Genomic DNA, 14,682 nt, shown 5'->3' with positions numbered 1-14,682 from the left:
AGAAGGATGACATGCGTATCAGTACCCAGATGATGTACGAACAAAATATGAGCGGCATCACTAATTCTCAGGCCGAATGGATGAAGCTGGGCGAGCAGATGTCTACCGGTAAGCGCGTTACCAACCCATCTGACGATCCGATCGCCGCGTCGCAGGCGGTAGTACTCTCTCAGGCGCAGGCGCAGAATAGCCAGTACGCCCTGGCGCGTACGTTTGCCACCCAAAAAGTGTCGCTGGAAGAAAGCGTACTCAGTCAGGTGACGACGGCGATTCAAACCGCGCAGGAAAAAATCGTCTATGCCGGAAACGGCACGTTAAGTGACGATGACCGCGCGTCGCTGGCGACGGATTTACAGGGCATCCGCGATCAGCTGATGAACCTGGCAAACAGCACTGACGGCAATGGTCGCTATATCTTTGCCGGGTATAAAACGGAAGCGGCGCCATTCGACCAGGCGACAGGTGGTTATCATGGCGGCGAGAAAAGTGTTACCCAGCAGGTGGATTCCGCACGCACGATGGTAATTGGCCATACGGGAGCGCAAATTTTTAATAGCATCACCAGCAATGCGGTGCCGGAACCGGATGGCTCGGACTCCGAAAAGAATCTGTTTGTCATGCTCGATACGGCAATTGCCGCACTCAAGACCCCGGTGGAAGGCAATGACGTGGAAAAAGAAAAGGCCGCTGCCGCCATTGATAAAACCAATCGCGGCTTAAAAAATTCGCTTAATAACGTCCTGACCGTTCGTGCGGAACTGGGAACGCAACTGAGCGAACTCAGTACGCTGGATTCACTGGGAAGCGACCGTGCGCTGGGACAGAAGCTACAGATGAGCAACCTGGTAGATGTGGACTGGAACTCGGTCATTTCCTCCTACGTCATGCAACAGGCGGCATTACAGGCGTCCTATAAAACGTTTACCGACATGCAGGGAATGTCGCTTTTCCAGTTGAACCGGTAACACCTTTTTTTGAAACATATCACGAAACTGGATATGTTTTGTCTGCCCGCGCCATCGACCCCGGCGCGGGCATTTTTTTAGTCGTCATTGAGTTAGTGGTCATATTGTCGCGCCCGTAGCGACGCCATCCGTACGTATTATCCCGCCCAATCTCATAAACGCCTGGAGTGACTAAAAGACGCCATGGAGTGAGGCATCGCCCTGTAAGGGGCATAAAAAAGCCGACCTGGCGGTCGGCTTTGTATCGGTATTTACATCATTCTACCGGCTGTGGGCGTGTCGCCGGGGCGCTGGCATGACGTGTAGCGCTGTGTCCGCCTGCCGCGCCTTTACCTTCAAAGTGGAAGGAAGGGCGCTGCCAGTCGCTATGGTGCGGGGTTTCCGGCACATATTCCGGCGCTGGCGCACGCGTCATCGGCGCGCTGGCGTGGTTATGGTCGTCGTCAACGCAGACAACGTCCTGCGGCTTTTCCACCACCTGGGCCGGTGCGATAACGGTTTCTTCTGTCGTGTGCTCCACAACAGCCGCTTCCGCTTTTGTCTCTTCTTCTGGCTCGACAACGACAACATCAGCTACGTTTTCAGCCACCGTAATGGACGCGTCGGCGGTTTCTGCTACCGGTTCGGCGTCAGCAATAACCTCTTGCGCCACCGGCGTATCGCTTTCGGCAATCAGTTGCGGCTGTTCATCAACCGGCGCGGCAATCACTTCCGGATGCGTTGTCTCGACCTCGACGACTTCCGGCGTCTGTGGTTCGGCGACAGTCTGCGGCTCAACGACAACGTTTTCTACCGCCTGTACCGACGCTTGTGGTTCTAACGCTACGGTCGCAGCGGTAACCTGCGGTTCAGCGACAACCGGTTGTGGCAGCGCCAGATCTGCTTCACGCTGCTCGTCAACAACCTGCGTTTCCTGAGGACGGACAATCGGGTAGCGGATCCAGACTTTACCGGACGCCATTTCCGGCGACGCGCAGGCGACGGTTAACGGCATCGGCGATTGTGTCGGGTAGCGCTCGTCACGATAGCGACGGCGACGCTGACCGCTTACGCGCAGGTGGCGCGGAGAACGGCGGGAGCGACGCGGCATACCGGTATTATCGCGAGGTTCTACGCTATCATCCTGCTCCGGCGCGATATCGGCGACGACAGGTAAATCAACTTTCGCCAGCTCGGTACGCGGCGCTGGAACGGGCTGTTCAACGTTTTCAACCGGGCGTGGTTCGTCGACGACGACCGGCGTGTCAACCGTTTCAACCACTGCGCTGTTGGTAAAGCGGACTTTCTGATTAAGCTGACGCTGCTTGCGGCGCGGCTGAACCTGCTGAACGCGTTCTTCCTGCTCGGTCTCCTGGACAGGCTGTTCTTCGCGGTTAAGCGCTTTTACTTCCTGCTGCGCCTGGCGCTTGTCATCATTGCGGCGGCGGCTGCGTTCGCGACGCGGCGTCTGTTGCTGTTCATCGCCGGTTTTCACTTTTTCCGCCGTTTCCTGCTGGCGGGTATCGCGCGCTTCCGCATTTTGCTGCTGCGTCTGGCGACGGTTACGACGATTATCGTCGCGGCTCTCGCCGCCGTCACGTCCGGCACGGTTATCACGGGTGTCGCGGCGTTCGTTACGATCGCGACGGTTGTTCTGCCGTGGCTTGCGACGATCCTGCTGACGCTCCGCTTTTTCTTCCGCTTTCGGCGCGGCTGTTTCGACGGCTTTCGTTTCTTCACCGCTGAACAGTTGTTTCAGCGCGTTAAGGAAGCGGCTAAACAGACCCGGCTGGGCAGGCTGCGCGGCGGCAACATTATCCTTTTTCGCCGTGGCGACGCTAACCGCCGGTTCGACAGGCGTCGGCGCCGGAGGCACATCTGGCATAGCGAATGTCGCCAGCGCAGGCTGTTCCGGGCGTTTACGCTCGGCGTACTCTTCTTCAGAAGGCAGCGCCATCGCTTCTTCGTGCAGCTTTGGCAGCATGTAGCTCAGGGTCGGCGTTTCTTCCCCTTTGCGTACGCGCAGCACGGAATAGTGCGGCGTTTCCATCTGATCGTTCGGGACGATGACACAGCGGACGCCATCCTGACGCGTCTCAATAGCGTTCACTGCCGTCCGTTTTTCGTTAAGCAGATAAGAGGCGATCGGCACCGGAACAATGGCATGGACTTCCTGCGTATTCTCTTTCAGCGCTTCTTCTTCAATCAGGCGCAGAATGGACAGCGACAGAGATTCGTTATCGCGCACGGTGCCGGTACCGCTACAGCGCGGACACACGTGATGGCTGGATTCGCCCAGAGACGGGCTCAGGCGCTGACGCGACATTTCGAGCAGGCCGAAGCGGGAAATATGGCTAATCTGAATACGCGCCCGGTCCTGACGCACCGCTTCACGCAGACGGTTTTCTACCGCGCGCTGGTGACGTACCGGCGTCATATCGATAAAGTCGATAACGATCAGGCCGCCCAGGTCGCGCAGACGCAACTGGCGGGCAATCTCATCGGCCGCTTCCAGGTTGGTATTAAACGCCGTTTCTTCGATATCGCCGCCGCGAGTCGCGCGGGCGGAGTTGATATCGATGGCGGTTAACGCTTCGGTACTGTCAATGACGATGGAGCCGCCGGAGGGCAGGCGCACTTCACGCTGGAACGCTGACTCGATCTGCGATTCGATCTGGTAATGGCTGAACAACGGGATTTCACCGGTGTACAGCTTAATTTTGCTGCTAAAATCCGGGCGGCCCAACGCGGCGATATGCTGACGCGCCATTTCCATCACTTTTGGATTGTCGATCAGGATTTCACCGATATCCTGACGCAGATAGTCGCGAAACGCGCGTACGATGACGTTGCTTTCCTGATGGATCAGGAACGGCGCGGGACGGCTTTCAGCGGCTTTCTGAATGGCCTCCCAGTGTTTCAGGCGGAAGCTTAAATCCCACTGCAACGCTTCGGCGGATTTACCCACGCCCGCGGTACGTACGATAAGCCCCATCCCTTCAGGAAGTTCCAGGCTGGCCAACGCTTCTTTTAACTCGGTACGATCGTCGCCTTCAATGCGACGGGAGATACCACCCGCGCGCGGGTTATTCGGCATCAGCACCAGGTAGCTGCCCGCCAGACTGATAAAGGTGGTTAACGCCGCGCCTTTGTTGCCGCGCTCTTCTTTATCGATTTGAACAATGACTTCCTGGCCTTCGCGTAACACGTCTTTAATGTTCGGGCGACCATGAGCGCTGTAGTTAGCGGGGAAATATTCGCGGGCAATTTCTTTTAACGGGAGGAAACCGTGGCGTTCTGCGCCGTAATCAACAAAAGCCGCTTCCAGGCTCGGTTCAATACGGGTAATTTTGCCTTTATAGATGTTCGCTTTTTTCTGCTCGTGTCCGGGGCTTTCTATATCCAGATCGTACAGACGCTGCCCATCTACAAGGGCGACGCGCAACTCTTCCTGCTGAGTCGCGTTGATTAACATTCTTTTCATCGTAACTTACTCATTATTCTTACGTTGACGACTAAGCTGCGGGCATGGTGACGCCTTACCGGGCATGAACCGATGGCCTCGTGACTATTTCGCGTCGCCAACCTCACGGTTATCGTCAGCTCAAAGAGGCGCAGAGTGTCGGTTGCCTGTATTTCATACGGAAACACAGCGCAATTATCAGGGAAGCAGCCTGGGCATTACTCTCCAGAGAAGATCCTATCTACCGGTAAGGACTGCAACCCGCAGCCCGCTAACTGTCTGAAAAATCAATACGTCTTACGCCATTGCTGCGTTGATGATCGGTCAGACAAAATGGGTTATTCCGCTAAACTTTTTGTTTTAACAAGTTTCGGTGCGGAAACCGCATCATTATTCCACTGCTAACCTTGTTATAGCAAGATGACTTTTACCATTTATCACCCGCTTACTCACAGTTTTTTCACCAGCGTGAGCCAATCGCTTTAATAACCAGCAAAACCGCAGTGAAAAATGTTCATCCACTGGCGTAGACGTCTCTATAAGCATAGAAAAATGTGTGGCGCGAATCTCACAGGCTATTTAGAATCGCCCCCCATGAAAACAGAAACGCCATCCGTAAAAATTGTTGCTATCGCCGCTGACGAAGCGGGGCAACGCATTGATAACTTTTTGCGCACCCAACTGAAAGGGGTACCAAAAAGTATGATTTATCGCATCTTGCGTAAAGGCGAGGTGCGGGTGAACAAAAAACGCATTAAACCGGAATACAAACTGGAAGCGGGCGATGAAGTCCGCATTCCGCCGGTTCGCGTTGCTGAACGCGAAGAAGAGGCCGTGTCGCCGCATTTGCAAAAAGTGGCGGCGTTGGCGGACGTCATTTTGTATGAAGACGACCATATTCTGGTGCTGAATAAGCCTTCCGGCACCGCCGTACACGGCGGGAGCGGGTTAAGTTTTGGCGTCATCGAAGGGCTGCGGGCGTTGCGTCCGGAAGCGCGATTCCTGGAACTGGTGCATCGTCTTGACCGCGATACCTCCGGCGTGCTGTTGGTGGCGAAAAAACGCTCCGCGCTGCGTTCGCTGCATGAGCAACTGCGCGAAAAGGGAATGCAGAAAGATTATCTGGCGCTGGTGCGCGGCCAGTGGCAATCACACGTTAAAACCGTACAGGCGCCATTATTAAAGAACATTCTGCAAAGCGGCGAACGCATTGTTCGCGTGAGCCAGGAAGGCAAACCGTCAGAAACGCGCTTCAAGGTGGAAGAGCGCTATGCCTTCGCCACGCTGGTGCGCTGTAGCCCGGTCACGGGCCGTACGCATCAGATTCGCGTACATACCCAATATGCCGGTCACCCTATTGCGTTCGACGATCGCTACGGCGACAGTGAGTTTGATCAACAGCTTACCGAAGCGGGAACCGGTCTTAAACGTCTCTTTCTGCACGCCGCGGCGCTGAAGTTCACGCATCCGGGAACGGGCGATGTCATGCGCATTGAAGCGCCAATGGATAACGCCCTGAAGCGCTGTCTGCAGGTGCTGCGTAACGCAAAATAGTTCCTCTCTCGGGCAGGTTATCTGCCCGAATCTCACTTTTCTCATAATATTTTTGTTTTGCTGTATCCGACGCATTTTTACCGTTGTGCACTGTTTATTCTTGCGATCCGGATTTCGGCGCGTTTAAGGACGAACAGATGGCCAATACTAGCTGGATGCGCTCATTTACTCAGCGTTGGGGAAAATACGTTATCGTGCCGCTCGTGATCGCGATGCTGACCGGTTGCGAAGGGAAGGGCGATAGTTCACGACGGGCTTTCGTTGAGTATTTGAATACGCAAGTCATTACGTCTCCCGTGGTGGGCGTCTGTGAGTTGACGCCAGCCCAACGTCAGGCTTTTGGTCATTACGCCGATGACTACGATGTACTATTAGCTGCCTACGGGCAAATCTTTGCTGTGGTGTATGAGACTGGCCAGGAGGATAAGATCACCGGTGTTATCCAGTCTGAGCGTGATAATCTGGTTTTCCTGAACGAGCTACGTGTGGCTCGTGACGTAAACAATCGATTTATCCTTCGGTTGAAAAATGTGAGTAGTGAAAACAGAAAAAAATATTCTGCTTTAAAGCTCCCCGCTGATGTGAAGCCTGTCTTTGACGCTGCGTGGAATAAAACCGTAACACCGCTGGATGAGACGATGACTCGCTATTATTTTCTGCGCGGAAAGCGGCTCGACCAACTGGTCGCAATGGGCGAGTTTCTGCAAAAACAGGGAAATAAAGTCCGCTTTGAAACGAATGGAAAAGCGGTTTTTGCCGACCTGGCAGCAAAAGAACACTTTCAGGATCAACAATTTAATTTTTTCATTACGCAGAATGATATAAACCATCTTACTCAGCAGATGGTTGAATTTATAAATAGTCAACAAGATGCGGCTGATGCTGGCGGCGTTAATTAAAGGAATGTGTCGTGAGGTGAAGCAATGTTCGGGGGAGGGCGTAAACTCATCGCGAGATGGAATTTAACGAGTCGCAAAGGGAAGGTTTCAGGACAGTAAACGTCCTGAGAGTTGTTCGCGAGAATAAGTTCGTAAGCCGCTTTTGACGCCGTAGAGCGCGTCAGGCGAGTATTGAGAACACGTGTTTTTACAAAACTGAACTGAGATGGGGAATTCATTAACGCGCACGTATACCGCTGTTGATACCCTATGGGATAAAACGCACCGTACATCGGTTCGTAATGCCAATGCTTTTTTTCTGGTCGGTGAATGGATTGACCAGGAAACGGGCCCGCACGAAGAGAGTGAAGATCGGCAGGCGCTAAATTGTTCACAACAAGCGCTTTCCAGTTGGTTAGAACTGGAAGCGGTCGAAACTGCTCCCCAATAAACGGGAGATAACTACCAACACGTGCAGAAACGGCTTTTAGGGGTATTTGAAAAGCCTACAGAGTAGGCCGTTTACTGCTGTAGCGGGTTGAAGCCCTCCCGTCGCAGCATCTGGCACAGGGCAATAAGCGGCAAGCCGATCAGCGTGTTCGGATCGCGGCCCTCTAAGCGCTCAAATAATGCAATGCCTAAACCTTCGCTTTTAAAACTTCCCGCGCAGTGCAGCGGATGCTCTTTACGGACATAGTCGTCTATTTCCGCTTCGCTTAAATGGCGAAAATGAACGTCAAAAGGCTCCACTTCGGTTTGTAATTGCCCGGAGGCGGAGTTATACAGTGCCAGTCCGGTATAAAACGTCACAATATTTCCGCTGGCTTTGGCTAATTGCTGACGCGCTTTTTCTTCCGTCAGCGGTTTGCCGGTGATTTCGCCGTCCAGAACACAAATTTGGTCGGAGCCAATAATCAAATGATTCGGGAAACGCGCGGCGAGTGATTGCGCCTTCGCCTGCGCCAGCCGCAGCACCAACTGACGCGGCGCTTCGCCCGGCATGGGGGTTTCATCAACATCCGGCGCGGCGCATTCGAAAGGAATCGTCAGCTTTTCCAGCAGCGCGCGACGCCAGGGAGAGGTAGACGCAAGGATGAGACGGGGCATATTTTTTCCCTCAGATATAGCGTAATGATGAGAGCCATCTTAAACTATGCTCTTCGGTCTTCAAGCCTGTCATACTGACTCGTCTTGAGCGAAAATAAGTCTGTAACCCGCAATGTGTGCGAATTATTGGCAAAAGGCAACCGCAGGCTGCCTTTTTCTTTGACTATATGACGTTACGAAGTTAATATGCGCGCCCTATGCAAAAGGTAAAATTACCCCTGACTCTTGATCCGGTTCGTACCGCTCAAAAACGCCTTGATTACCAGGGTATCTATACCCCCGATCAGGTTGAGCGCGTTGCCGAATCTGTAGTCAGTGTGGACAGTGATGTGGAATGCTCCATGTCGTTCGCTATCGATAACCAGCGTCTCGCCGTTTTAACCGGCGATGCGGTCGTTACGGTGTCGCTCGAATGCCAGCGTTGCGGGAAACCGTTTACCCATCAGGTTCACACAACGTATTGTTTTAGCCCTGTCCGTTCTGACGAGCAGGCTGAAGCACTGCCGGAAGCGTATGAGCCGATTGAGGTAAACGAATTCGGCGAAATCGATCTGCTGGCGACGGTTGAAGATGAAATCATCCTCGCCTTGCCGGTAGTTCCGGTGCATGATTCTGAACACTGTGAAGTGTCCGAGGCGGACATGGTCTTTGGCGAACTGCCTGATGAAGCGCAAAAGCCAAACCCATTTGCCGTATTAGCCAGCTTAAAGCGTAAGTAATAGGTCTTCCCCGCGGACGCAGGGATAAACCGTAATTGAGGAGTAAGGTCCATGGCCGTACAACAGAATAAACCAACCCGTTCCAAACGTGGCATGCGTCGTTCCCATGACGCTCTGACCGCAGTCACCAGCCTGTCTGTAGACAAAACTTCTGGTGAAAAACACCTGCGTCACCACATCACTGCCGACGGTTACTACCGCGGCCGTAAGGTCATCGCTAAGTAATCGCGCGATACTCGATGCCTTTTGCATCACAGGCGTGCCTGTGGTGTAAAAGCCGAAGAGTACAAGCGTGATAAAGCTTAGTGAGGATTTCTCCGCGTAAGCGGAGAACACCGAACCAGGCAGCGACGATACCTTGACACGTCTAACCCTGGCGTTAGATGTCATGGGGGGCGATTTTGGTCCTTCCGTGACGGTGCCTGCGGCATTGCAGGCACTGAACGCTAATTCGCAGCTCACTCTTCTTTTAGTCGGGAATCCCGATATTATCACGCCATTACTTGCCAAAGCTGACTTTGAACAACGTTCGCGTCTGCAGATTATCCCTGCACAGTCAGTTATTGCCAGTGATGCCCGGCCTTCGCAGGCGATCCGCGCCAGTCGCGGGACATCCATGCGTGTGGCCCTAGAGCTTGTGAAAGAAGGCCGAGCCGAAGCTTGCGTTAGCGCCGGTAATACCGGGGCGCTGATGGGGCTGGCGAAATTATTGCTCAAGCCTCTTGAGGGGATTGAGCGTCCGGCGTTGGTGACGGTATTACCGCACCAGCAAAAGGGCAAAACGGTAGTGCTTGATTTGGGTGCCAACGTCGACTGTGACAGTACCATGCTGGTGCAGTTTGCCGTGATGGGCGCCGTTTTGGCGGAAGAGGTCGTCGGGATCAAAAATCCCCGCGTGGCGCTACTCAATATCGGGGAAGAAGAAACCAAAGGCCTCGACAGTATTCGCGAAGCCTCTTTAATGTTAAAAACAGTCCCAACCATCAATTACATCGGCTACCTTGAGGCGAATGAGTTACTGACGGGAAAAACCGATGTACTGGTGTGTGACGGCTTTACAGGCAATGTCACACTTAAAACGATGGAGGGGGTTGTCAGAATGTTCCTTTCACTGCTGAAATCACAGGGCGAGGGGAAAAAACGGTCGTGGTGGCTGCTGTTATTAAAACGTTGGTTACAAAAAAGCCTGACGAGGCGATTCAGTCACCTCAACCCCGACCAGTATAATGGCGCCTGTCTGTTAGGATTGCGCGGCACGGTGATAAAAAGTCATGGTGCGGCCAATCAGCGAGCATTTGCAGTCGCGATTGAACAGGCAGTGCAGGCGGTGCAGCGACAAGTTCCTCAGCGAATTGCCGCTCGCCTGGAATCTGTATACCCAGCCGGATTTGAACCGCTGGACGATGGCAAAGGCGTAAACCTGCGGGCGCACAGATAATATCGTTGTCTCCCCGGCGCCGCCAGCGTGCCAGACGTTTACAGGTAACGGTATATAACCGAAAAGTGACTGAGCGTACATGTATACGAAGATTATTGGTACTGGCAGCTATCTGCCCGAACAAGTGCGGACTAACGCCGATCTGGAAAAAATGGTTGAGACCTCTGACGAGTGGATTGTCACTCGTACAGGTATTCGTGAACGCCATATCGCCGCGCCGAATGAAACTGTCGCGACGATGGGCTTTACCGCTGCGAATCGCGCGATTGAGATGGCGGGGATCGATAAAGACCAAATTGGCTTGATTGTGGTGGCTACCACATCAGCAACGCATGCATTTCCAAGCGCGGCATGTCAGATTCAAAGTATGCTCGGTATTAAAGGTTGCCCGGCGTTTGATGTCGCGGCAGCGTGCGCAGGTTTCACCTACGCGTTAAGCATCGCCGACCAGTACGTTAAATCCGGCGCGGTTAAACACGCGCTGGTGGTCGGTTCCGATGTATTAGCCCGCACTTGCGATCCTGGCGATCGCGGTACGATCATTATTTTCGGCGATGGCGCAGGCGCGGCCGTACTGAGCGCTTCTGAAGAACCGGGTATTATCTCCACTCATCTTCATGCCGATGGCCGTTACGGTGAATTACTGACCCTGCCGAATGCCGATCGCGTAAATCCGGATAACCCGATTTACCTGACAATGGCGGGCAATGAAGTCTTTAAAGTGGCGGTCACTGAACTGGCGCATATTGTCGATGAGACGCTGGCGGCTAATAACCTGGATCGCTCAGAACTCGATTGGCTGGTGCCGCATCAGGCTAACCTGCGTATCATTAGCGCGACAGCGAAAAAACTCGGCATGTCGATGGACAATGTCGTCGTCACGCTGGACAGGCACGGCAATACCTCCGCGGCTTCTGTGCCGTGCGCGCTGGATGAAGCCGTGCGTGACGGGCGAATTAAAGCCGGTCAGCTGGTATTGCTTGAAGCCTTCGGGGGGGGATTCACCTGGGGCTCCGCGCTGATTCGTTTCTAGTATAAGGATTTAAACATGACGCAATTTGCATTTGTGTTCCCCGGTCAGGGTTCTCAGAGCGTTGGGATGTTGGCCGAAATGGCGGCAAATTACCCTATCGTAGAAGAAACGTTTGCTGAAGCTTCTGCGGCTCTGGGATATGATCTGTGGGCGCTCACCCAGCAAGGTCCAGCGGAAGAACTGAATAAAACCTGGCAGACGCAGCCGGCGTTATTAACCGCTTCCGTCGCGCTTTGGCGCGTTTGGCAGCAGCAGGGCGGTAAAATGCCTGCGTTAATGGCAGGTCACAGCCTGGGCGAATATTCCGCGCTGGTTTGCGCTGGCGTCATCAACTTTGCTGATGCCGTTCGTCTGGTGGAAATGCGCGGTAAATTCATGCAGGAAGCGGTTCCGGAAGGCACTGGCGGCATGTCTGCGATCATCGGGCTGGATGATGCCTCTATTGCTAAAGCCTGTGAAGAATCTGCCGAAGGGCAGGTTGTTTCGCCGGTTAACTTTAACTCGCCGGGACAGGTGGTTATCGCCGGGCATAAAGAGGCGGTAGAACGTGCGGGCGCAGCCTGTAAAGCCGCTGGCGCGAAACGCGCGCTGCCGCTGCCGGTGAGCGTACCGTCGCACTGCGCGCTGATGAAACCAGCGGCAGATAAGCTGGCGGTTGAATTAGCCAAAATTACCTTTAGCGCGCCAACGGTGCCGGTAGTAAACAACGTTGACGTGAAATGTGAAACCGATGCCGCCGCTATCCGTGATGCGCTGGTTCGCCAGTTGTACAATCCGGTACAGTGGACGAAGAGCGTGGAATTTATCGCGGCGCAGGGCGTTGAACATCTTTATGAAGTGGGTCCAGGTAAAGTCCTCACTGGTCTGACGAAACGTATTGTCGACACCCTGACAGCGTCGGCGCTGAACGAGCCGGCGGCGCTGTCTGCGGCACTTACGCAATAAAAGAGGAAAACCATGAGCTTTGAAGGAAAGATTGCGCTGGTGACTGGTGCAAGCCGTGGCATAGGCCGCGCAATTGCAGAGACTCTCGTTGCCCGCGGCGCGAAAGTTATCGGGACTGCGACCAGTGAAAATGGTGCGAAGAACATTAGCGACTATTTAGGTGCTAACGGGAAAGGTTTGATGCTGAATGTGACCGATCCTGCATCTATTGAATCTGTTCTGGAAAATATTCGCGCAGAATTTGGTGAAGTGGATATCCTGGTTAATAATGCCGGTATCACTCGTGATAATCTGTTGATGCGAATGAAAGATGATGAGTGGAACGATATTATCGAAACCAATTTATCATCCGTTTTCCGCCTGTCAAAAGCGGTAATGCGCGCTATGATGAAAAAGCGTTGTGGTCGCATTATCACTATTGGTTCTGTGGTTGGTACCATGGGAAATGCAGGTCAGGCAAACTACGCTGCGGCGAAAGCGGGCCTGATCGGTTTCAGTAAATCACTGGCGCGTGAAGTTGCGTCCCGTGGTATTACTGTCAATGTTGTGGCTCCGGGTTTTATTGAAACGGACATGACGCGTGCGCTGTCTGACGATCAGCGTGCGGGTATCCTGGCGCAGGTGCCTGCGGGTCGCCTCGGCGGCGCTCAGGAAATCGCCAGTGCGGTTGCATTTTTAGCCTCTGACGAAGCGAGTTACATCACTGGTGAGACTCTGCACGTCAATGGCGGAATGTACATGGTTTAATCACGATTGAAAAATATTTGCGTTATTAGGGCGAAAGGCCGCAAAATAACGTAAAATCGTGGTAAGACCTGCCGGGATTTAGTTGCAAATTTTTCAACATTTTATACACTACGAAAACCATCGCGAAAGCGAGTTTTGATAGGAAATTTAAGAGTATGAGCACTATCGAAGAACGCGTTAAGAAAATTATCGGCGAACAGCTGGGCGTTAAGCAGGAAGAAGTAACCAACAATGCTTCTTTCGTTGAAGACCTGGGCGCAGATTCTCTTGACACCGTTGAGCTGGTAATGGCTCTGGAAGAAGAGTTTGATACTGAGATTCCGGACGAAGAAGCTGAGAAAATCACCACCGTTCAGGCTGCCATTGATTACATCAACGGCCACCAGGCGTAAGTGAACATCTCCAGGCGGTCGTTCGACCGCCTGAGTTTTATCTTTTTGTCCCACTAGAATCATTTTCCCTCCCTGGAGGACAACCGTGTCTAAGCGTCGTGTAGTTGTGACCGGACTGGGCATGTTGTCTCCTGTCGGCAATACCGTAGAGTCTACCTGGAAAGCTCTCCTTGCCGGTCAGAGTGGCATCAGCCTGATCGACCATTTCGATACTAGCGCCTATGCAACGAAATTTGCTGGCTTAGTAAAGGATTTTAACTGTGATGACATTATCTCGCGCAAAGAACAGCGCAAGATGGATGCCTTCATTCAATATGGAATTGTCGCTGGCGTACAGGCCATGCAGGATTCTGGCCTTGAAGTGACGGAAGAGAACGCAAGCCGTATTGGCGCCGCTATCGGCTCCGGTATCGGTGGTCTCGGTCTGATCGAAGAAAACCACAGTTCGCTGGTAAAAGGCGGACCGCGTAAGATTAGCCCGTTCTTTGTCCCGTCGACGATTGTTAACATGGTAGCAGGCCATCTGACTATCATGTATGGCCTGCGTGGGCCAAGCATCTCTATTGCGACTGCCTGTACTTCAGGCGTGCATAACATCGGCCATGCCGCGCGTATCATCGCCTATGGCGATGCGGACGCGATGGTGGCAGGTGGCGCAGAAAAAGCCAGTACGCCGCTGGGCGTAGGTGGTTTTGGCGCAGCGCGCGCGCTGTCGACCCGCAACGATAACCCACAGGCGGCGAGCCGTCCGTGGGATAAAGAACGCGATGGTTTTGTACTGGGCGACGGTGCCGGTATGTTGGTGCTTGAAGAGTACGAACATGCAAAAGCGCGTGGTGCGAAAATCTATGCCGAAATCGTCGGCTTTGGTATGAGCAGCGATGCTTACCATATGACGTCGCCGCCGGAAAATGGCGCAGGCGCTGCGCTGGCGATGGTTAACGCGTTGCGTGATGCCGCGATTGAGCCTGCTCAGATTGGCTACGTCAACGCGCACGGCACGTCGACGCCTGCCGGCGACAAAGCTGAGACGCAGGCGGTTAAGTCAGTCTTTGGCGATGCTGCAAGCCGAGTGATGGTGAGCTCGACCAAATCGATGACCGGCCATCTGTTGGGCGCCGCAGGCGCAGTAGAGTCTATTTTCTCTATTCTGGCGCTACGCGATCAGGCCATTCCGCCAACCATTAATCTGGATAACCCGGATGAAGGTTGCGATCTGGACTTCGTGCCGCATGAAGCGCGCCAGGTCAGCGATCTGGAGTACGCTCTGTGTAACTCCTTTGGTTTTGGCGGAACTAACGGTTCCTTGATCTTTAAAAAGATCTAAGTTAAGCCAGAGACAGACATTAATAAAAAGGTCCGCTTGTCGGGCCTTTTTTATCAGGCATGACCCGTCCTGAATAGCGTTGACACGTTCCAGACTTAAATCCGGAGAACGTAATGATGACTGAGTTCAAACGCC

Annotated in this window: 14 protein-coding genes; 12 read left to right on the top strand and 2 right to left on the bottom strand. The window is 53.5% G+C overall.

The genetic code is table 11. The features are described from left to right. Nucleotides 1–11: 11 nt before the first annotated feature. Nucleotides 12–965: a flagellar hook-associated protein FlgL gene (gene flgL / locus ACLJRU_RS17595; protein ID WP_001223032.1), complete on the top strand. Its 954-nt coding sequence runs from the start codon at nucleotides 12–14 to the stop codon at nucleotides 963–965. 256 nt (nucleotides 966–1,221) lie between these two features. Here flgL and rne read toward each other — a convergent pair whose 3' ends face one another. Then, the gene (gene rne, locus ACLJRU_RS17590; protein ID WP_000827455.1) at nucleotides 1,222–4,428 is read right to left on the bottom strand and encodes a ribonuclease E; all 3,207 of its coding nucleotides are present in this window, start codon (nucleotides 4,426–4,428) and stop codon (nucleotides 1,222–1,224) included. Between the two features lie 573 nt (nucleotides 4,429–5,001). Here rne and rluC point away from each other — a divergent pair. From rluC to ACLJRU_RS17575, 3 genes are all read left to right on the top strand, one after another. Continuing rightward, the gene (rluC, locus tag ACLJRU_RS17585; protein ID WP_038393978.1) at nucleotides 5,002–5,961 is read left to right on the top strand and encodes a 23S rRNA pseudouridine(955/2504/2580) synthase RluC; all 960 of its coding nucleotides are present in this window, start codon (nucleotides 5,002–5,004) and stop codon (nucleotides 5,959–5,961) included. A 155-nt stretch (nucleotides 5,962–6,116) separates the two neighbouring features. After that, nucleotides 6,117–6,860, top strand: coding sequence for a DUF3053 domain-containing protein (locus ACLJRU_RS17580; RefSeq protein ID WP_077905922.1), 744 nt, complete (start codon nucleotides 6,117–6,119; stop codon nucleotides 6,858–6,860). A gap of 205 nt (nucleotides 6,861–7,065) precedes the next feature. Continuing rightward, complete coding sequence (locus ACLJRU_RS17575) at nucleotides 7,066–7,290, top strand: hypothetical protein (RefSeq protein ID WP_000528428.1); 225 nt, start codon at nucleotides 7,066–7,068, stop codon at nucleotides 7,288–7,290. Between the two features lie 71 nt (nucleotides 7,291–7,361). Here the strand turns inward: ACLJRU_RS17575 and ACLJRU_RS17570 are convergent, their stop codons facing one another. Then, a complete protein-coding gene (locus ACLJRU_RS17570) occupies nucleotides 7,362–7,946 on the bottom strand; it encodes a Maf family protein (RefSeq protein WP_001137607.1) in 585 nt (194 codons plus the stop codon). A 197-nt stretch (nucleotides 7,947–8,143) separates the two neighbouring features. On the opposite strand from ACLJRU_RS17570, the gene yceD reads away from it, so the two are divergent. The 8 genes from yceD (at nucleotide 8,144) to fabF (ending at nucleotide 14,547) form a co-directional block, all read left to right on the top strand. Next, entirely contained in the window at nucleotides 8,144–8,665 is a 522-nt protein-coding gene (gene yceD, locus ACLJRU_RS17565; RefSeq protein ID WP_001174492.1) for a 23S rRNA accumulation protein YceD, read from the top strand. A gap of 51 nt (nucleotides 8,666–8,716) precedes the next feature. Then, the gene (gene rpmF / locus ACLJRU_RS17560) at nucleotides 8,717–8,890 is read left to right on the top strand and encodes a 50S ribosomal protein L32 (protein ID WP_000290727.1); all 174 of its coding nucleotides are present in this window, start codon (nucleotides 8,717–8,719) and stop codon (nucleotides 8,888–8,890) included. 133 nt (nucleotides 8,891–9,023) lie between these two features. Then, nucleotides 9,024–10,103, top strand: a complete 1,080-nt coding sequence (gene plsX / locus ACLJRU_RS17555; protein ID WP_001518286.1) for a phosphate acyltransferase PlsX — start codon at nucleotides 9,024–9,026, stop codon at nucleotides 10,101–10,103. A gap of 79 nt (nucleotides 10,104–10,182) precedes the next feature. Further along, nucleotides 10,183–11,136, top strand: a complete 954-nt coding sequence (fabH, locus tag ACLJRU_RS17550; RefSeq protein WP_000288148.1) for a beta-ketoacyl-ACP synthase III — start codon at nucleotides 10,183–10,185, stop codon at nucleotides 11,134–11,136. 15 nt (nucleotides 11,137–11,151) lie between these two features. Further along, nucleotides 11,152–12,081: an ACP S-malonyltransferase gene (fabD, locus tag ACLJRU_RS17545; protein ID WP_000191343.1), complete on the top strand. Its 930-nt coding sequence runs from the start codon at nucleotides 11,152–11,154 to the stop codon at nucleotides 12,079–12,081. 12 nt (nucleotides 12,082–12,093) lie between these two features. Further along, nucleotides 12,094–12,828: a 3-oxoacyl-ACP reductase FabG gene (gene fabG / locus ACLJRU_RS17540; RefSeq protein ID WP_000007236.1), complete on the top strand. Its 735-nt coding sequence runs from the start codon at nucleotides 12,094–12,096 to the stop codon at nucleotides 12,826–12,828. A 155-nt stretch (nucleotides 12,829–12,983) separates the two neighbouring features. Continuing rightward, nucleotides 12,984–13,220 (top strand): acyl carrier protein, encoded by a 237-nt coding sequence (gene acpP / locus ACLJRU_RS17535; RefSeq protein WP_000103754.1) that lies wholly within the window; start codon nucleotides 12,984–12,986, stop codon nucleotides 13,218–13,220. A gap of 85 nt (nucleotides 13,221–13,305) precedes the next feature. After that, entirely contained in the window at nucleotides 13,306–14,547 is a 1,242-nt protein-coding gene (gene fabF / locus ACLJRU_RS17530; RefSeq protein WP_000044664.1) for a beta-ketoacyl-ACP synthase II, read from the top strand. Nucleotides 14,548–14,682: the final 135 nt, after the last annotated feature.

The sequence above is a fragment of the Salmonella sp. SAL00653 genome (genome assembly GCF_046552515.1).
Classification (GTDB): domain Bacteria; phylum Pseudomonadota; class Gammaproteobacteria; order Enterobacterales; family Enterobacteriaceae; genus Salmonella; species Salmonella enterica.
This window is presented reverse-complemented; position numbering and strand designations above follow the sequence as displayed.